Annotated in this window: 12 protein-coding genes; 8 read left to right on the forward strand and 4 right to left on the reverse strand. The window is 40.1% G+C overall.

What is annotated here, in order from left to right; translation table 11 throughout:
- Positions 1-7: 7 nt before the first annotated feature.
- Positions 8-2,800, reverse strand: coding sequence for a DNA polymerase I (gene polA / locus I6J03_RS09560; protein WP_003013101.1), 2,793 nt, complete (start codon positions 2,798-2,800; stop codon positions 8-10).
- A gap of 117 nt (positions 2,801-2,917) precedes the next feature.
- Between polA and rsgA the strand changes: the two genes are divergently transcribed.
- Positions 2,918-3,838 carry a ribosome small subunit-dependent GTPase A gene (gene rsgA / locus I6J03_RS09565; protein WP_003013099.1) on the forward strand — a complete coding sequence of 307 codons (921 nt, stop codon included), beginning with the start codon at positions 2,918-2,920 and terminating at the stop codon, positions 3,836-3,838.
- On the opposite strand, the gene I6J03_RS09570 is transcribed toward rsgA, so the two are convergent.
- Together I6J03_RS09570 and I6J03_RS09575 are read right to left on the reverse strand one after the other, a co-directional pair.
- Positions 3,835-6,231: a hypothetical protein gene (locus tag I6J03_RS09570; RefSeq protein WP_201694335.1), complete on the reverse strand. Its 2,397-nt coding sequence runs from the start codon at positions 6,229-6,231 to the stop codon at positions 3,835-3,837. The genes rsgA and I6J03_RS09570 overlap by 4 nt on opposite strands.
- Positions 6,197-7,237 (reverse strand): hypothetical protein, encoded by a 1,041-nt coding sequence (locus I6J03_RS09575; RefSeq protein WP_003013087.1) that lies wholly within the window; start codon positions 7,235-7,237, stop codon positions 6,197-6,199. Before I6J03_RS09575 ends, I6J03_RS09570 begins: the two co-directional genes overlap by 35 nt.
- A gap of 126 nt (positions 7,238-7,363) precedes the next feature.
- Here I6J03_RS09575 and I6J03_RS09580 point away from each other — a divergent pair, with 126 nt between their 5' ends.
- The 4 genes from I6J03_RS09580 (at position 7,364) to I6J03_RS09595 (ending at position 14,313) form a co-directional block, all read left to right on the forward strand.
- A complete protein-coding gene (locus tag I6J03_RS09580) occupies positions 7,364-9,154 on the forward strand; it encodes an AsmA family protein (RefSeq protein ID WP_003013082.1) in 1,791 nt (596 codons plus the stop codon).
- A 108-nt stretch (positions 9,155-9,262) separates the two neighbouring features.
- Positions 9,263-10,984, forward strand: a complete 1,722-nt coding sequence (locus I6J03_RS09585; RefSeq protein WP_236586223.1) for a TrkH family potassium uptake protein — start codon at positions 9,263-9,265, stop codon at positions 10,982-10,984.
- 9 nt (positions 10,985-10,993) lie between these two features.
- Positions 10,994-11,680: a potassium channel family protein gene (locus I6J03_RS09590; protein WP_003013075.1), complete on the forward strand. Its 687-nt coding sequence runs from the start codon at positions 10,994-10,996 to the stop codon at positions 11,678-11,680.
- Between the two features lie 143 nt (positions 11,681-11,823).
- Positions 11,824-14,313, forward strand: coding sequence for a YfhO family protein (locus tag I6J03_RS09595; RefSeq protein WP_003013072.1), 2,490 nt, complete (start codon positions 11,824-11,826; stop codon positions 14,311-14,313).
- Between the two features lie 28 nt (positions 14,314-14,341).
- On the opposite strand, the gene I6J03_RS09600 is transcribed toward I6J03_RS09595, so the two are convergent.
- On the reverse strand, positions 14,342-14,938 hold the full coding sequence (locus I6J03_RS09600; RefSeq protein ID WP_003013070.1) for a ribonuclease HII: 597 nt from the start codon (positions 14,936-14,938) through the stop codon (positions 14,342-14,344).
- A 185-nt stretch (positions 14,939-15,123) separates the two neighbouring features.
- Here I6J03_RS09600 and I6J03_RS09605 point away from each other — a divergent pair, with 185 nt between their 5' ends.
- From I6J03_RS09605 to I6J03_RS09615, 3 genes are all read left to right on the forward strand, one after another.
- Positions 15,124-15,873 (forward strand): hypothetical protein, encoded by a 750-nt coding sequence (locus I6J03_RS09605; RefSeq protein WP_157600631.1) that lies wholly within the window; start codon positions 15,124-15,126, stop codon positions 15,871-15,873.
- Between the two features lie 13 nt (positions 15,874-15,886).
- Positions 15,887-18,682, forward strand: coding sequence for an outer membrane beta-barrel protein (locus tag I6J03_RS09610; RefSeq protein WP_003013064.1), 2,796 nt, complete (start codon positions 15,887-15,889; stop codon positions 18,680-18,682).
- Between the two features lie 142 nt (positions 18,683-18,824).
- Positions 18,825-20,069, forward strand: coding sequence for a M16 family metallopeptidase (locus I6J03_RS09615; protein ID WP_003013057.1), 1,245 nt, complete (start codon positions 18,825-18,827; stop codon positions 20,067-20,069).
- Positions 20,070-20,072 lie beyond the last annotated feature (3 nt).

Here is a 20,072-nt window from a genome sequence, read left to right on the forward strand (position 1 = left end):
AAAATGTTTAGTGTGCTTCCAGCCAATTTTTTCCTTGTCCGATCTCTACTTCTATAGGGACCTGCATGGGGATCGCTGTCTTCATCCTGTTTTGAATAAGTGTCTTGAATTTTTCCACTTCATCCAACGGAACATCAAATACCAACTCATCATGTACCTGCATGATCATTTTACCAGCCAATTGTTGTTCTTCAATATCCTCCTGAATGCGTAACATTGCTACTTTTATCATATCAGCTGCGGAGCCTTGTATAGGTGCATTAATGGCATTTCGTTCTGCAAAACCACGAACGGTCATATTTGCCGAATTGATATCTCTCAGATAGCGCCTTCTTTTGAGTATTGTTTCTACAAATCCGTTTTCTTTTGCAGACGCTATTGCTTTAGACATATAATCGCGGATACCGGAATATTGTTGAAAATATTGATCTATAATATCTGCTGCTTCGCGACGGGGTATACCTAAACTTTGTGACAGGCCAAAGGCGGATTGACCATAAATAATTCCAAAATTCACGGCTTTAGCATTTCTTCGCTGATCTGAAGAGACTTCATCAAGTTCCAGTCCATATACTTTGGCTGCCGTTGCGCGGTGAATATCATATCCTTTTTGGAAAGCTTCGAGCATATTAGCATCCTGACTCAGCTCTGCCATTAGTCGCAATTCGATCTGGGAATAATCGGCAGATAGAATCACATTGTTTTCGGATCTTGGTATAAAAGCTTTTCGGACTTCACGACCTCTTTCTGTACGGATCGGAATATTCTGAAGATTAGGGTTTGTCGAGCTTAATCTGCCTGTGGCTGCTACAGCCTGATTATAGCTCGTGTGTATCAGACCTGTATTTGGATTGATCAGGCTTGGTAATGCATCCACATACGTTGATTTCAACTTTTGAAGCTGTCTGAAATCCAGTATATCCTGAACGATATCAGATTTGTTAGCGAGTGTCAGTAATACATCCTCACCTGTTTTGTATTGTCCGGTTTTTGTTTTTTTGGCTTTTGGATCGAGCTGCAATTTATCAAATAATACCTCTCCTAACTGTTTAGGTGAAGCAATGTTGAATTTGACTCCGGCTTTTTCATAAATACTGGCTTCCAGATTACGGACATCTTCTTCTATAGTTTTGGAAAACACAGAAAGGACATCTACATCAATTTTAACACCATTTTTTTCAATTTCAGATAAAACATATACAAGCGGAAACTCGACTTCCTGTGCTAATTTAAGAGTAGCCGTTTCTTCCAGTAAGGGTTCGAATTTTTCTTTTAGCTGCAGGGTGATATCCGCATCTTCAGATGCGTATTCCTTGATAAGTTCAATTTCTACATCCCGCATATTCCCTTGTTTCTTACCTTTTTCTCCGATGAGTTTGGTAATGGAAACAGGGATATATCCCAAATAATTTTCTGCCAGTACATCCATCCCGTGACGGGTATCCGGATCGATCAGGTAATGGGCCAGCATCGTATCAAACAAGGCTCCTTTAACTTTTACGTCATAACGGGAAAGCAGTAAGATATCGTACTTGATATTCTGACCGATTTTCTGAATAGCTGGATCTTCGAGAATGGGTTTAAATATATTTATAATCTCCAAAGCCTGTTCACGTGAATCAGGAGTGGGGACATAGTATGCTTTGCCTTTTTCAATTGCAAAGGATAGCCCCACAATATCTGCGACTAGGGCATCAAGACCCGTGGTTTCCGTGTCAAAGCAGAAACTTTTTTGTGCAGCAAGTTCTTTTGCCAGCTTTTGCTGTGCTTCGCTGCTATCCACGAGAATATATTCGTGTGCTGTATTGTCGATATTGTTGCTTGCTACAGGAGGAAGCTCTTCCTGTTGCGGAGCAGTATCATTCGTCGCCGTGCTGAAAAGGTCCATCTGACCGGAAGTATTTTTTCCTGTCGCATCAGCGACAGAAAAATCTTCACCAAACACGCGCTTTCCTAATGTTCTGAACTCCAGTTCGGCAAACAGAGGTTCCAGTACTTCCTTATTGGGATCTTCAAGAAGCAGCGATTTTTCATCAAATTCGATCGGAACATCTAATTGTATAGTTGCCAGACGCTTGGAAAGAAGACCTTGTTCGGCAAAATTCTCCACGTTCTCTTTCATTTTGCCTTTCAGCTTATCCGAATTGGCAATAATTCCTTCTACTGAACCGAAGTCCTGTACCAGCTTTTTTGCTGTTTTCTCTCCGATACCGGGTATTCCGGGGATATTGTCCACAGCGTCTCCCCATAATCCGAGAATATCAATGACCTGTGACACATCCGAAATTTCCCACTTCGCCAGTATTTCGGGCACTCCTTGTGTTTCTGCACCATTTCCCATTCGGGCTGGTTTATAGATAAAGATATTGTCAGACACCAGCTGACCAAAGTCTTTGTCGGGTGTCATACAATATACCGTAAATCCTTTTTGCTCTCCTTCTTTGGCCAAAGTACCGATGATATCATCTGCTTCATAACCATCTTTTGTAATGATGGGGATATTGAATCCTTCGATCAATCGGAAGATATATGGAATAGAGGCAGACAGGTCTTCAGGCATTTTTTCCCGATGCGCTTTGTAGGACTCAAATTCTATGTGTCTGTTTGTAGGTGCATCTGTATCAAATACGACTGCAATATGAGTGGGCTTTTGATTTTTCAAAACTTCCAGTAAGGTGTTTGTAAATCCCATTATTGCGCCGGTATTCAAGCCATTTGACGTGAGTCTCGGTGTTTTGCTTAATGCAAAATAGGCTCTGTAAATGAGCGCCATTCCATCTAGAAGAAATAGTTTTTTCACAAAATCTTATTTAACGGTGTATTCACAAAGGTAATAAATTCAATACTTCCGAAGATTAATAAATTTTTACGACTTTTGTCACATGGAGCAAATGGCTGTAATCATTTTTGATAGGGTATGAGAGGTTTGGTGACAAAGTCTACAGGTAGCTGGTATCTGGTGCTGGGGGATGATGGCCGTCGTTATGAATGCCGGATAAAGGGCAAGTTTCGTACCCATGGTATCAAAAGTACTAATCCTGTGGCTGTTGGTGATTGGGTTGAATTTGATCTGGAGCCGGATCAGGATAGTGGTGTGATCAGGCATCTGGAGCCCCGCCGCAATTATATTATCCGCAGATCGGTCAATCTTTCTAAACAAACACAGATTATAGGTGCTAATCTGGATCAGGCTCTTCTGGTGGTTACACTGGCTTCTCCTCCGACATCACTGGGGTTTATTGACCGCTTTTTAGTGACTGCCGAAGCGTACAGTGTGCCTGCAATGTTAGTTTTTAATAAACTGGATCTGTTCAGTGAAGAAGGTCTGGATATTCTGAAGGAATATGAACATATATATGAATCTATCGGGTACCCTTGCTATGAGGTCTCCGCTCTGGAAGGAATCAATGTGGAAGAACTAAAAGATCTGTTGAAAGATAGGGTGACACTAGTCTCAGGACATTCTGGTGTAGGTAAGTCTACCTTAATCAATGCATTGATTCCGGAAGCAGGATTGAAAACAGGAAGTATCTCGGACTGGTCAGATAAAGGTAAGCATACTACGACTTTTGCGGAGATGATGGATCTGCCCTTTGGCGGCAAACTCATTGATACACCAGGAATACGCGAACTGGGAATCGTAGATATAGAGCCGCAGGAGCTATCCCACTTTTTTCCTGAAATGAGGGCTTTGCTTAACAAATGTCGGTTTAACAATTGCCGCCATGTGAATGAACCGGGCTGTGCGGTTATGGAGGCCGTGGAGAATGGATCTATTGAGGCCTCCCGTTATGATAGCTACCTGAGTATCTACCATAACGAGAATACCCGCAATTAATTAATAAAATCCCGTAAATAAGAGCACTCATTGACCGCAATCTGGTAATATTGTGTCTTGGAATAGTTGTTTTTTAGTTCTTTAAAGTATGGATTGTTAAAGCTGTACAGATAGAACGGAGACTGTGAGAAGAATTCATAATATTTCCACCGCTCGTCATTTGAATATTGAAATTCTTTTTGCTGGCATTTTGCAAGCATGAATGTACAACGTGCTTTGAATTCGTTGTCTTTGCTTAATGTACGCGCTTTTTCATACCAACGCTTTGCCTGTCTTCCCTGCAAATAGTCGTATTCCCAATCTACTTCAGGTGAAGTGTACGGATCATAACTGCTCCAATTGTAGCTTACCAGCATCCATGCATTTCCGAAAGTAGAGGTTTGATACACTCCGTTTGCCATCATAAAATAGATATTCGCCTGTTTTTGAGGATCCTTTTCCGTTTTGAGTTTTTTCTCTAACTGTAGCATCTGTCTGGCGAAATCCAACTTGTCGAATACATCAGTGCCCCTCTCTTTTGGATAATCGTTATTCATTGTAATGAATGGATTGGCATATACAGACTGATCTGAATACCAGTCGCTATAGGATTGATAGGTGTATGTATTCGGAAGTTTTTCTAAAGTTTTGACGGCATTTTCGTAATCATGTGTACGCAGATAAGTTGTTCCTAAAAGCTCTGTGATCGCCATCTGATCGGTATTGCTGATTCCCTGAAGCAGATATTTGACTATACCTTTCTGCTGCTGCGGATTTTGAAGATAATTCTGTATTTCTATTATAGATGAAGAGGTCAGGTATTTCTTCCAGAATATGTCTGTAGAATAATTAAAGTTCTTTTCAAGCGTATCCTGTACATAGTTATTATTGCTGAATATATCTGCTTTTAAGGCCGCCAGACTCGCTAAGGCAGTGTCACCTTTTGCCAGATACTGCGGTACCAGAATATTGCTTAAGATGTTTTTGCCGATAAGGCTGTACGGGCTTCCTTCATAACCGTAATAATACTCATCATTATCTTTGCGTTGCTCCCCTTTAGACTTTTCAGAAAGCCAGTCGAGCGTGGAGACCATTTCATCTTCATTAACTTCACGTCCTTTTTTCCAATCGGTGAGTTGGGTCAGCATATTGGTAATACGGAATTGGTCGAGAATTGGTTCAGGAAGTTTTTTAACATTTATTTTTTTCAAGTATCCCTGAGCGGCTTCATTTTCGTTAATCAGCCAGCTGGTATAAGCTGCGGTGAGAAGTCCCAGACTCTTTTGTTTTCCGGATAACTGGAGTGCAAAATCACGAAGTTCGTGAGCATGTTTCTGTGATTTCTCTTGTTCTTCAGGGCTGCCGAAAGGATTGTAATATGTCCAGTTTAAGGAATATGGAGTGATCAGAGCAGATTCCAGCTTATTCACTTCTCTGGTCAGCAGCATACCCACTACTTCGTTGTTATGATCCAGTGTATAGCAAGTTTTCAAATACTCCATTGTCATATCCGATGCAGAGAAACCCAGTAATGCGGCAAGGCTCATCTGATCCTGTTTTGTCTTGGATAAGGCTGTGACTTCTTCATCAGGAATATCTATATAGTGGTAGTTTTTATAAGCCAATATTCTTCTTTCCGGATTGGAATAGAACACTTTAGCGTATAAAAATGCAGCTTCAGCTTTTTCTCCGTTCCATCTTTTTGCACCGGCGTAGTTGGATAATGCCCAACCCATCAGTGCACTTTTAGATTTGACAGGAGCGATATACTTTTCATATATCAGGATAGATTTATCGTACTCCTTGGCATACAGATACAATCTGGCTGCCTGGTAAGAATATCTTAATCTCAGGAAACTATTTGCAGGAAATGTTTCGATTTTTTCTTCAGCTTTTTCGGCAATATCCAGTATGGAGGAATAATCTACCGGAGCAGGATCCCAATAATTATAGGGAACGAAAGTTAAATTTTCAGCCTCCTTTGTCAGGCTGAAATACTCTTTTGCAGGTGCTGATTTTGGTTCTAATAATTTGACAGCAAATGTGTTTCCTGATAAGGAGTCCGGTAATTGTTTCCGATCTGTAGCCGCCAGGAATGAAATCACACTTGCACTGTCTGCTTTATACATCAATGCCTGTACATCTTCCGGTTTTACGCTTTTTCCAAGGTAATCTGTCCATTCGCGAATGTTGATTACAGCCTCACTCTGAGGTTCTTCTTCTGAGTAAAGAAATCTATATGGGATATATTGAAAAGCGGAATAGCTTCCGGCCTCTATATTGGGCAGAAAATAGGATGTTTGATTATCATAAGGATCCATTTCCGGACCACAGGCAATATTCACTGCAATTTCACCAAAATATGCCGCCAGAAACAGACTAGAGACGATTAATGATTTTTTGTAAAGTTTCATTCGGGTATGTTGATAGTATGGTTTTGTCCAGATGATAGAACACAATGTTTCGATCTTCTTTCTTTAATTCTTTCTTCAAAAATGAAGCCGTTTTTGAGAGGTCTTCTTCAGAAACAAACTCATATCTGATGATATCGTTTTTCATCAGCCCTTTTTCAGGAAGATCCTGCTTCAATACATACAGATTTGTATTTGGATTACGGGTAAATAGGGTGGTATTGTCCAGATCTTCTTTATCAATTTTTTTAGAAATTCCCGCGTATTCCTGATTGCGGAATACAACGAACCATTCAAAGAGAGGTAGTGCAACATCGAGCTTGAGGGGATAGTTTCCTAAATGATCTTTGAGATAGAGATTAAGATCTTCCTGATTCAAGATGGAGTTTTGGGTTCCGAATTTTCGGAGGTTCCCCATATTATAGCACATAAGAATGGCTCTTGAAACAGGAGGTATGCCGCTGGTCTTGATGTTTTTGATCTGGTGGAGTCTAAGGGTGGAAGTGAGTTCTACATTTGCCAGCTCGGGAAAAGTCTTCATAAATTCGATCAGATAAAAGAATTTGTCACGGGACGAAGCTGTCCAGTCACAGTCCAGTTGTAACTCTCCGAATGTAGTATTGCCGCTCTGTTTTACCTTTTCAATGACAAATGGCACGATTTTATGAGCTAATCCTCTTATTGTGAGGCTGTCCATGGATTGAAAGATCCGGGTGTTGATAAAAACCACAGGGACAATCTGCATATCTGCCGGAAGAGTATCTTTGAAAGTAATAGGCGAAATGGGTATCGGTTCACGTCCGTTTTCCTGCATATCTATATCCATGATCCGTACATACAGTTTGTTAGTATGGAGCTGGTTGAGACTGTTTTGTGTAATGGAGTCGGAAGCGTAGTTTGTTTTCCAATAGTAAAATGAAACCTCTTTCTGAGGACGCTGACAACTCACTGTTGCCAGTAACAACAGGGCGAAGAGACAAAAATATAGTTGTATGTTCTTATAAATCATTTAGAGTAAAAGTAAGATATTTATACGAGTGAAGCCAAAATAATACATAGTCGTAAAACATAATAGCATACGTAGTTGTTTTATCACGGATTGTTAATTAAATAAAGATCATTATAAATTTAAAGGATGAAGCCAGTTTGGAAATGGGTAATCGGGGTAGTTGCATTTCTTATCATTGCAGTGGTAAGTGCAAGTTGGTATTTAAGTATACATTGGAAGCCCATAGTGGAGGATCAGTTAAAAGAAGCAATTAAAGATGCCAGTGATAGTCTTTACACCTTGAAATATGATGATCTGGATATCAATCCCGGTCTTGGAAACGTAGTGGTCAAGAATGTGGAGCTTATCCCGGATTCCAATGTCTATAAACAGATGGATCAGCGCAAAGAAGCTCCGAATAACAGGGTTCATATCAAAGTTTCCAAACTAAAAATAGTGAGCTTCAATATTATTGATATTTTAAAGAAAAAGAAGCTTAAGATCGAATCTATAGAATTTGAAAGCCCTAAGATTCATTTGATGAATGAATATCATGCCTACAATGATACTGTTTCCACTAAACCACAAAAGACGCTGTATGAAAGTGTCAAAAAGTTTTTAAATACGATTCAGATCGGTGGTATAAAAGTTGAAGATATTTCCTTTAAATATACACAACTTGACAAAGGCAGGTCATCACATATGGAGATTGAAAAGGTCAATCTGCGGGTGAGAGATGTGCTGATTGATTCGACATCAATCTCAGATTCTCTTCGCTTCTATCATACAAAAATGATCGAACTGGAGGTGCCGAAATTTGAGTATCCTCTTCCTAACGGGCTGTATAAGGTCGGATTTGAAAAGCTGAAGATCAATACGGAAGAACAGAATATCCTGCTGACTAAGGTCTCTTATGTCCCGCAGTTAAAAAAGGATGCCTTCTACAAAAAGAAAGGCTCCGGAGGTTCTATTGCATCGCTGCGGTTTGATACGGTTCGTTTTGAAAATCTGGACTTCAAAAATCTCATGCGAAACAAGCAACTGACAGCCAGACGTGCGCAGATCAGAAACGGATCGGTAGTGATCTCATCAGATAAGCGCTATCATAGTCCTTCTGAAAACAAGATTGGGCAGTCTCCGCATCAGAAGCTGCTCCAATTAAAGGGATTGCTTCGGTTAGATACAGTGCTGGTTGAAAATGTGGATGTGACTTATTCGGAGTTTAGTAATAAATACCTGAAAGAAGGCTCTATTTCCTTTGATCATACTAGGGGCTACCTGACGAATGTAACCAATGACTCTGTAGCCCTGAAGAAAGATAAGTGGATGAGGGCAAATCTGAGCAGTAATATAATGGGCTCCGGATTATTAAAAGTCGAATTTGGATTTGATATGCTGAGCAAGCAGGGTGAACATACGTATAAGGGTTCGGTGGGAGCGATGAATGCTACAGCATTTAACAGAATCCTGCGGCCGCTGTTAAATGTGGAGATTGCATCCGGGAATATCAAAAGAATCAATTTTGATTATAAAGCCAATGACTACCGCAATTGGGGAACATTCAAATTCGATTACAATCATCTAAAAATAAATATCCTGAATGAACAAGGCAAAGGTGAAGAGAAGGTCTCTAAGCGTGCTATTTCTTTTTTAGTCAATAGTTTTATTCTGAATGACAGTAATCCTGATGCAAATGAAATTTATCATGTAGGAAATGTTAATTACAAGCGTGTCCCGCAATATCCTTTTTTCAAAACATTATGGCAAAGCTTGCTGGCCGGAATCAAACAATGTGTAGGAATGACTCCTGAGCGTGAGGCAAAGCTTATGGGGAAGGCCGAAACGGCAACGGAAACAATCAGTAAGACCAAGAAATTCTTCAATTCTATCTTCAAAAAGAAGGATAAGAAAGAAGAAGATAAAAAGGAAAAGAAATAAACGAAAGGAGGTGGCTATCTTTGCTACCTTACAGTTGCAGCAGAAAAGAGGATGTTAGGTTTCTTAAAGTTTATTTTTAAATACAAAAACAAGATAATAGACATTTGCATGTTCTATGTGAGCATGATCTGTGCATTTGCCGTTATTTTGCATGTGGGATATATAACAGATCCTAAGATTGCGAAAGTATTCGAAGTTGTTATACACGGAATGTTCTTTGGTTTGTTCCTGTTAGAAGGATTTCGTACCGTATCATCGATATTAGTTCAAAAGAGAATCGGGGTTTCCAATATTTCCGGACTTGTAATCATTGGCTACTTTTTCTTTATCACTCTTGCCCGGCTTTCCGGACTTGAATCGCTTTCATTTTTTAATAAAGAAGAGTGGATATATCTGGGAATATATCTCATCTTTTTATCTGCGTTATCAAAAAACAGTTTGTTTTTTGATAACTTCTACTTTAATCCTACGATCCTTTTTGTTATCAGTTTTTTAGTGCTGATCCTGATCGGTACTTTGATTCTTATGCTGCCCCGCACCACTTTAGTCGCTCCTTTGACTTTTATAGATGCCTTATTTATGGCAACGAGTGCAGTATGTATTACAGGACTGTCGGTGACAGATATATCTTCTAATTTTTCCATGTTCGGACAGACCGTGATTCTGGTTCTTATCCAGATCGGTGGATTGGGAATTATGACCTTTACTGGTTTTTTCGGGTACTTCTTTTCAGGTGGATTTTCTTTTAAAAATCAACTTATGTTTGGGGAGATACTGGAAGAGAATAAACTTAACTCCGTAATCAGTACTTTGCTGACTATTATTTTTATTACACTGTTATTCGAATTTATAGGTGCTGTTTCTATTTATTTTACGCTAGATCCAACCCTGTTTAATTCTATTGGTGATCAGGTTTTCTTTTCCATTTTTCATGCTGTCTCTTCATTTTGTAATGCCGGGTTTTCTATTCTTCCGGATGGTATACAGCATGCAGATTACCGATACAATTACAATTTTCAATTGGCGCTCGCCATGATATTTGTTTTCGGAGGACTGGGCTTTGGAACAGTTTACAATTTCTATACCTATGCAAAAACAAAGGTTCAGGCGCTGTTTTGCAAGCTGATCTTAAAACGCAGTTATGTTCATAAACCCTGGCCTTTCAGCTTTAATTCTAAATTTATACTGATTTGTAATCTTATCCTTGTCGTGTTGGCGACCAGTTCTTACTTTCTGTTTGAATACAGCAATACGCTTCAGCAGGATGAGACCTGGTATGGCAAGATCGTATCCGCTTTTTTTATGACTAATGCTTCCCGGTCAGCCGGCTTCAACAGTATAAATCTTAATTTTTTGAGTGGGCCTACCGTAATTATGGTGACCTCTTTGATGTGGATCGGAGCCTCTCCGGGATCTACCGGCGGAGGTGTGAAAGTGACGACTGTGGCTATTGCATTATTGAATATTTTATCTCTGGCAAGAGGAAAAGATTCTATAGATATTTTCAAAAGAAGGATCATTCCTGAGTCTGTAAATAAGGCGTTTGCCATTATATTGCTTTCAGGAGTTACGATTGGAATTTCTTTTGTCCTGCTCAATCTTTCAGATCCCGGCAAAGGAATGAAAGAGCTTCTTTTCGAAACGGTATCTGCTTATACGACCTGTGGACTTTCTTTGGGTGTCACTCCATCGTTGAGTCCAGCCAGTAAGATTATCATTATCTTCACTATGTTTGTCGGGCGTGTGGGTACATTGACTCTGCTTGTTGCGTTTATCAAAAATATGCGGAATAGAAATTACGTCTATCCGAGTGAAAAAATATTATTCTAATTTATCAGCATGAAATATATTGTATTAGGATTAGGACATTTTGGGAAATCGTTGGCGATACACCTCACCGAGTTGGGACATGAGGTAATCGGTGCCGATAAAAATCTTACGATTGTAGAACAATTGAAGGATCGGGTGACTCATACGGTATGTATGGATACTACAGACCGTGATTCAGTGAGCGCTCTGCCACTAAGAGACAGTCATGCTGTTATAGTGGCCATTGGTGAAGACGAGGGCGCTTCGATGCTTACTACGGCCTTATTGAAGCAGCTTCACGTGAAACGTATTATTGGTCGTGTAGTATCTGATTTGCAGAAGACAGTTATGGAAGCAATGGAGATTGACGAATACATCATGCCGGAGGAAGAGGCTGCGGAAAGGCTGGCGATGCGTCTGGATAATATTGACATCGTAGATTCCTTCAAAATCTCGGATAAATACAGTATTGTAGAGACTAAAGTACCCGCTAAATATATCGGGATGACGCTGGAACAGGCGAATCTGACAAATAGTTATGGGGTGATTGTACTTACTACGATCAATCAGCGGGATGTACAGGAAAAAGGCAAAAACGTGAAAGTGAAAGAAGCAACAGGAATTGCCAAATCTGATACCATGCTCAGGGAAGAGGATTTGCTCGTCTTATTCGGAGAACTTTCCAATATTAAAAAACTGATTCAAAAAAGCGAATAGCTGACAACTTCTGAGAATGTCACACAGGGAAAAAGGATTTCATGTCATACAACACTGAAATCCTTTTTTGTTATTCTGACGAATTTTAAAATGATTTGTATATTTTTGGAGCTTAATCATTACATACAACCTATTTAGAGTACATGAAAAATTGGTTTAAGGAAAATGCAGTACACTTTGCGATTGTCGGAATCTTCATCGTTATGGTGTTTTTTTATTTTACACCTATATGGCAGGGTAAGACTTTGGCACAACATGATGTGCTGCAGGCAGAGGCAAGTCAGAAAGAATTATTTGATTATAAAGCCAAGGACGGACATGCGCCCAACTGGACAAATTCTATGTTTGGAGGTATGCCCACCTACCAGATCTGGGCAGAGCATAGCAGCAATGTCGGCACCTATATATCCAGAGGTTTAAAAACAGTTTTTCCAACACCAATAGATGTTGTATTGCTGTATCTAATAGGAGCGTATTTTTTGTTCTGTGTCCTGAAGGTTAGGCCATGGCTAGCTGCGGTAGGTGCAATAGCTGTCGCATTTACATCCTATAATTTTATTTATATAGAAGCCGGACACGTGAATAAGGCTTATGCTATTGCTTATATGGCGCCTATTATCGGGTCTATTATTCTGTGCTATCGGGGCAAATTTCTATTAGGCGGAGCTATTCTGGCTTTGTCAATGGCTTTAGAAATCCGTGTCAACCATATTCAGGTTACATATTACCTGTTTATTGCCTTGTTAGTATTGGTCGGTATCGAACTTTACCATGCGATCAAAGAAAAGAGAATCAAGGGGTTCTTACAGGCAAGCGGCGTTCAGTTAACCGCTGTTATTCTTGCGGTGCTGGTCAACGCATCTGTATTATATCCTACTTACGAATACAGTAAATATTCTACCCGTGGTAAGGCCAATATTATCAAAGTCGATGAGACAAATGAACAAAAAGGGCTGGATAAACAGTATGCATATGACTGGAGTCAGGGTGTGGGGGAGACCATCACATTTTTGATTCCTAATGCTTACGGAGGTCGCTCGCAAGGAGTTCTGGATGAAAATTCACATGTTGCCAAACTTTATGAATCGAAAGGTGCTTCTGCTATGCAGGCTGCACAAATCGCAAAGCAGATGCCGTCATATTGGGGTGAAAAACAATTTACTGCAGGTCCCTGGTATTTTGGAGCAAGTATATTATTTCTGTTTGTTCTGGGGCTATTCATAGTCAGAGGGCGTATTAAGTGGTGGATCCTGGGAGCTACAGCACTTATCATCTTCCTTTCATTTGGTCGTCATCTTCCTTTTATTTCGGATTTGTTTTTTGACTACTTCCCGATGTATAATAAGTTCAGAGCTGTAGAATCCATATTGGTCATTGCGGCATTGCTGATCCCAATACTGGCTATATTATGTATCAATGAGTTGATCAACCGTTCTTCTGAAATCAAAAATCTAGATAAGAAAGTACTCTACACTTTCATAGGTGTAGGAGGTTTGTGTCTTTTGATCGCATTAGTTCCGGAGATGTTCCTGGGCCTCCGTAATTCTAAGCATCAGGATCTTGTGGAGATATTTACACAGCAGATCGGAGATCGTACTGTTGCAAACGAAACTGTGACAGCATTGGTGAAGGATCGTGCTTCGCTTGCAAGTAAAGATGCCTGGCGTTCGTTCTTCATTGTTGCATTGACATTTGGTCTGATCTGGTTTTACCTGAAAAAGAAATTAAATTATACTGTATTAGTTGTTGCTTTGGGAGTGATTTTCCTTGCAGATCTGTGGTCTGTGGATAAGCGCTACCTGAATGATGATTCTTTTGCAAACCCTTCTTCCACCCGGATTCCCGAGCGTGAGGTTGATCAGCTGATCCGTCTGGATCAGGATCCAAGTTATCGTGTGCTGGATCTTACAACAAATGCGTTCTCAGATGCTACAGCATCCTATTTCCATAAAAACCTGGGAGGATATCATGCTGCCAAAATGATGCGCTTTCAGGAGATTCTGGAACATCAGTTTAACGGGGCTTTAAATGAAGATGTACTGGATATGTTCAATGTTCGCTACCTGATTACAGCAGACCCTTCAAACGGTGCTCAGAAAGTAGTTAGAAGAAGTTCTGCTCCGGGTAATGCCTGGTTTGTAGATAAAGTGACATTTGTGAAAGACAATGCGCAAGAGATGCAGGCTATAGGTAGTTTTGATCCTAAGAAAGAAGCTTTTGTCAATCAGGAATTCAAGGATAAGATTGATGCAGGCCGTTTAGGTTTGCCTGTCAATTCCTCTATTACCCTCACTTCGTATCATCCTGACACCTTGAAGTATGAATATACAGCACCGAATGATGCATTCGCTGTATTTTCTGAAGTATTCTATGATAAGGGATGGAAAGCCTATATCGATGGTAAAGAGACACAGATTATCCGTGCAGACTATATTTTGAGAGCATTGCAGGTACCCGGAGGAAACCACAAGATTGAATTTATCTTTGCTCCGGAATCCGTCAAAACCACAAATATCCTTTCTGCAATAGCGTCAGTCATACTGGTGCTGGGATTAGCAGGTGCGGTCTGGTATGGTGTACGTCAAGACAAGAAAAAAGGTCCTGAATCGGAAAAACCGAAACGGACCAACTAAATATTTATTAAATAAGATTTAAAAACCTTTAGAATAATTTGAGCTGCGGATCGGTTATTCTGAAGGTTTTTCTGTGATGTGGCGTTAGTCCGTATGCAAGGACTGCGTTTCGGTGTTTGACAGTAGGATAGCCCTTATTCTGCAACCAGTCATAGGCCGGAAAATCGCAGGCTATACTTTCCATATACTCGTCCCGGTAGGTCTTCGCCAATATAGACGCGGCTGCAATGGAAAGATATTTCCCGTCCCCTTTGATAATACAGGTATGTGAAACTTCCGGATAAGGGATAAAGCGATTTCCGTCTACAATAATGTATTCAGCCTTCACTTTTAGCTGATCCAATGCACGATGCATGGCCAGATAGGATGCATTGTGAATATTGATTTTGTCAATTTCTTCAGCGGAAACACTGGCTACCGCAAAAGCAAGAGCCTCCTGCTCAATAATGGGGCGCAATGCCATTCGTTTCTTCTCACTTAATTTTTTGGAATCATTAAGAAGATCATGATGATAGTCTTTTGGAAAAATAACTGCAGCGGCAAAGACGGGTCCCGCAAGACAGCCTCTTCCTGCTTCATCGCAGCCGGCTTCTATACGTTCTATCTGAAATGTGGATAATAGCATGGTATTCAATTAAACTTCAAAAGTAATATTTCTTAAGCCGGGATTAAAATGTAACTTCTCTGTGATTAACCTGCTTTTACAGTAATTAACACTTCTTATCAGTTCTTTTGTAACGAAAACGAATGGTGAACAAACCTTTGGCAATTCTTTACGTCCAATCCCTTGTTCATCACGAATACCGGTTTATGAAGAAAATTCTCATCATATGTATATGTTTCCTGATTTCAACGTCTGGCTATGGGCAGAAGAAATCAAAACAACCTGTTGTAACTCTTCCTGCGATTGATAATGTAGTGATAGACGGACAGTTGAATGAATGGTCAGGTAAACTCTTTACCGTTAATCAGGATTCTTCCTGGAGCTATTCTGTTGCCCGAAACGGAGACTACCTGTATGCAGCGGTCAAAATCAAAGATAAAGAACTGCAGAGAGATGTCGTGCGCTGGGGCATAACGTTTGGAGTACATGGCAATGTAAAGAAAAAGGATGGAGCCGAGTTGATATATCCGGTTGCTGACCGCGAAGATGTAAGGGAACTGGCACAATCTGATGATTATAAAGGTCAGGATATCAGACAAGTGTTGCTTAATACAGCACGGGGATATCAGATTTCCGGCTTTCAGTCATTAGTAAATGGAAATCTTTCTTTCTCAAATAATTATGGAATTCAGGCGCAAATACGGATCGACGAACACGATAATCTGTGCTATGAGGCTGTGTTGCCGGTTTCAAGATTAGCCACAGATAAGGATGAAGATCCTGTCGGAATTCAGTTACAGTTAAATACTATGTGGTCAGTTATGGCCAGATCAGCCAGGGCTAACAAGGGAAGAGCCGTTGCCGGTGGAAGGCCTTACGCTACCCAACAAATGCCTAAAAATCAAGGTAAAGTACAAACAGAGGTGTGGATATTGACCATACTGGATCAGAATTAATAATTATATACATATGAAAATACTTCAAAAGTATTCCGTTTTTTTTATCGTCTTCTGTATGGCAGCTACCAGTGCATTAGCACAAACAGGTAAAAGCGTGCAGGGTTTTCTAAGGGACAGCAAATCCCGGGTGGTGGCAGGAGCATCAGTCACGCTGATTTCAGATAAAGATTCGGTGGGTACCAGCTCGTCAATGAGTGGTATGTATTCTTTCAGCAATGTAAAGGGAGAAAAATTTAAAATCAAGGTAAGCAGTATAGGTTATGAAACTTTCGAGAAAGAATTCGCCTTTCAGGCGGGACAGAATAGTCTGTCTATTCCGAGTTTTGAGCTGATGCCTACCAGTACGATGCTGGAGGAAGTCGTAGTAGACGGAGTTCCGACAGTGGTGGTTAAAAGTGATACACTGGAATATACTACACGGGATCTGAAATTACGGGACGGAGCTTTGGTAGAAGATGCCTTAAAAAAACTGGAAGGTGTAGAAGTAGATAAAAATGGAACGGTTACAGCGCAGGGAGAACAGATAAAGCGTATCCGTATCAATGGCAAAGACTTTTTTGGAGGAGATGTAAAGACTGCAACACAAAATCTGCCTGCAGATATTATTGAGAAGATTCAGATTATTGATGATTATGGTGATGTGGCTAATCTGACCGGGAATAAAACAGGAGATGCCGAAAAAATCCTGAATATACAGATCGACCCTGCAAAAAATAAAGGATATACGACTACATTAAGACTTGGTTACGGTACTGAAGACCGTTATCAGGCTACAGGTATGATCCTGGCCATGAAAGAGGGCATGCAAATCTCCGCTTTAGGAAACCTGAACAATATCAATGCCCCGCTCTTTGATTTTAATACACAAGGTGGCGGAGCAAGAAGACGCCAGGGAGGAGGCGGTGCCAGAGGAGGAGGCGGTATGTTTGGTGGTGCTAACGGAATTACCAATACAGGATCATTCGGACTAAACTACAGACAGGATTATAATGATAAGGTGACTGTATATGGTAGCTATAGCTATGGTCACGATGACAATGATGTCATTTCCTCCAGTCTCAACAAATTTTTATATCCTGATTCTACATTAGACAAGAATACCGAGTCTACCACAAATACAATCGGGAATACCCATAGATTTGAAGCAAATCTGGAATGGAAGCCTTCAGCAAAGGATTTTATTAAAATTTCACCTCAGCTTGGCTATGGAAAAACAACGACTGACACATACAGTCACAATGAAAATCTCTTAAACGGAGTGCTTTATAATACTGAATCCAATAACTCATACAGTTCTTCAAGAAGTCCGAATGTCGGCATCAGTGCTCTGTACAACAGACGTCTGAATGATATGGGTAGAAATATTTTTTTCAATATGAACATCAATTCTTCGGGAACCAAACAAGATCAGGACCGTATTATTGAGACCTTAGTCGGCGATCCCAACAACAGCACTATTACCATGGATAGTATTTACAGGCGAACGCTGGCCGAGCTTGATAATAAAAGCTGGAACGGAGGTGCAAGTGTATCCTATATAGAACCATTGAGCCAGTTTGGCAAATTAGAAGTTTCGTATGACTACAATGTCAATACCTATGACAATAACCGTAATCAGAAAGCTTACAATATTGACGGGTCAGTTCTGGATGACGATAACTTTAATTTTGAGCGTATGTATGATTATTCCTTTAGTACTCATCGTGTAGGTGCCAACTTTAGCTATAATAATGATAAAATCAAGTATGCTATCGGGGCTTCAGTCCAGCCTTCTATATTAGATGGTGATGCGATAGTTGACGGGAATAAAATCAATATTCACCGCAATGGGTTTAATTTTATCCCGATTGCCAGATTCGAGTACAAATTCAATCGGCAGAAGAATTTGCAGATCAACTATTCCGGAAATTCCAATGAGCCATCTATCACACAGATACAGCCATTCACAGATAATTCTAATCCGACAAACGTGGTTACGGGTAATCCGGATTTAGCGGCTGAATTCCGCCATAATCTGAGATTCCGGTTTAATTCATCCGATTTTCAAAAAGGCAAAACATTCTTTGTGATGCTGAACGGAACATTGACACAGGATAAAATCGTGTCCAACAATTTCAGAAGAACCGATCCAAAATTTGGAATAGTACAGGAAGTTAATTATCTGAATGAGGATGGAGCATTTAGTCTGAATGGTTTCTACCATTACGGACGTTCATTCAAGAGCAAGACTTATAGTATAAACTTTATGGGAGGATTGACCTATAATAATAATCCATCTTACACGGACGGAAAGCTGAATCTTGCTAAAAACTGGGCTTTAAACCAAGGGGTGATGTTCAGATATAATCCTTCTGAAAATCTGGAGATAAATCCGGGTTTCAGATACTCTTGGAATCATACCAACAATACCCTTAATAATACAACAGTAGTGATGCAGTCTTATGCACCGACTTTGATCGGATCTGTTAATATTTCACCATCGGTTATTTTTGGAGCAGATCTGTCAAAGACATTCTATCAGGGAAATGCCTATAATGAAAACCCGTTTGTTATAAACACATATGTAGAGAAAAAATTTATGAAGCAAAACAGAGGTACGCTCCGTTTACAGGCATTTGACCTGCTGAATGAGCAGACGAATATTTCAAGAACATTTTCAGATATTCAGATCTCTGACAGCCGGACCAACAGACTCGGCCGTTACTTCATGATGATGTTTACCTACAAATTCTCCAAGTTTGCAGGAGGTGTAGGTCCACAGGAAGAGAATAGATTTCCAGGAGGAGGACGTCCACCCAGAATGTAATTTTATACCTTTGAAATCGACAAACGGTTGTAGTTCTGAAAGACTGCAGCCGTTTTTGTTTTATAATTATGTAGTTTTGCACAGTCCCGTACATCGTAGGTATTGGAATACGATGTATATTGAACACCCATAATATTTTTAGATGACTACAATGGAATATGAGATTATTCGATTATCGAATGGCATTAGGATAGTTTTATATCCCCAGCAAACTCCGATCACACATACCTGTCTTCTTATCAATGCCGGTTCCCGTGATGAAGAAAACGGAAAATTTGGCGTAGCACACTTTATAGAGCATCTGCTATTTAAACAAACGGAACGAAGAAATACAAATCAGATCTTAAACCGGTTGGAGACGGTAGGAGGAGATTTGAATGCCTATACCACGAAGGAGTATACCTGTATTCACGCTTCTGTCTTAAATCCGTATCTGGATCGCGCACTGGACCTGTTTGAAGATATTATATTTCACTCCACTTTTCCTGATATTGAGATGGAAAAGGAAAAAAGTGTTATTGTAGATGAAATGGCATCCTATCTGGACAGCCCTGAAGATGCTATTATTGATGATTTTGAAGATATTTTATTCGCAGATTCCGGCTTAGGGCATAATATTCTGGGAATAGAAGATCAGTTGATCGGCTTGCAAAAAAGCGATATACTTCGTTTTATGCAGGGGAATTATAATACCAATGATATTGTTATCGGTATTACCGGAGATTATAAAAAAACGCAGATAGAAAAACTGGTCAATCGTATTTTCGGGCAGATCGAGACAGCTGTTATACAGAGAGACAGAACCCTTGTTCCGGTGCATGCTCCGCAACATATTCGGGTGGAGAAACCCATAAATCAGGTACATTATATGTTGGGTACGCAGGCTTATGGTATACGGGATGAACGAAAAACCGGGCTGTTATTATTGAATAATATGCTGGGAGGATTGGGTATGAGTTCTATTCTGAACTTATCTATCCGTGAAAAGTACGGGATCGCCTATACGATAGAATCCAATTATTCCATGTTTTCGGATACAGGGATTTTTTCCATTTATCTGGGAACGGATGAGGAGAAAGCAAAAAAAGCGGTATCCCTTGTTTTCAAAGAATTGAATAAACTGAAAGTGCATGGTCTTACAGCTGCGCAACTTCAAAAAGCAAAGAATAAATTTAAGGGGCAGATTGCGCTGGCAGAGGAAAACAGAATGAGTATGATCATTGCTGTGGCGAAGAATATTATGGACTATGACCGGGTAATAACGCTGGATGAAGTCTTTCAAAAAATTGATGAGGTGTCTGCAGATGCTGCCAAAGAAATATTAGAAGATATCTTTGATACGGATAAGATGACTTCTCTAAGTTTTGTGCCTTCGGAAGAGGATTAGGGA

The organism is Sphingobacterium spiritivorum (genome assembly GCF_016724845.1).
GTDB classification, from domain to species: domain Bacteria; phylum Bacteroidota; class Bacteroidia; order Sphingobacteriales; family Sphingobacteriaceae; genus Sphingobacterium; species Sphingobacterium spiritivorum_A.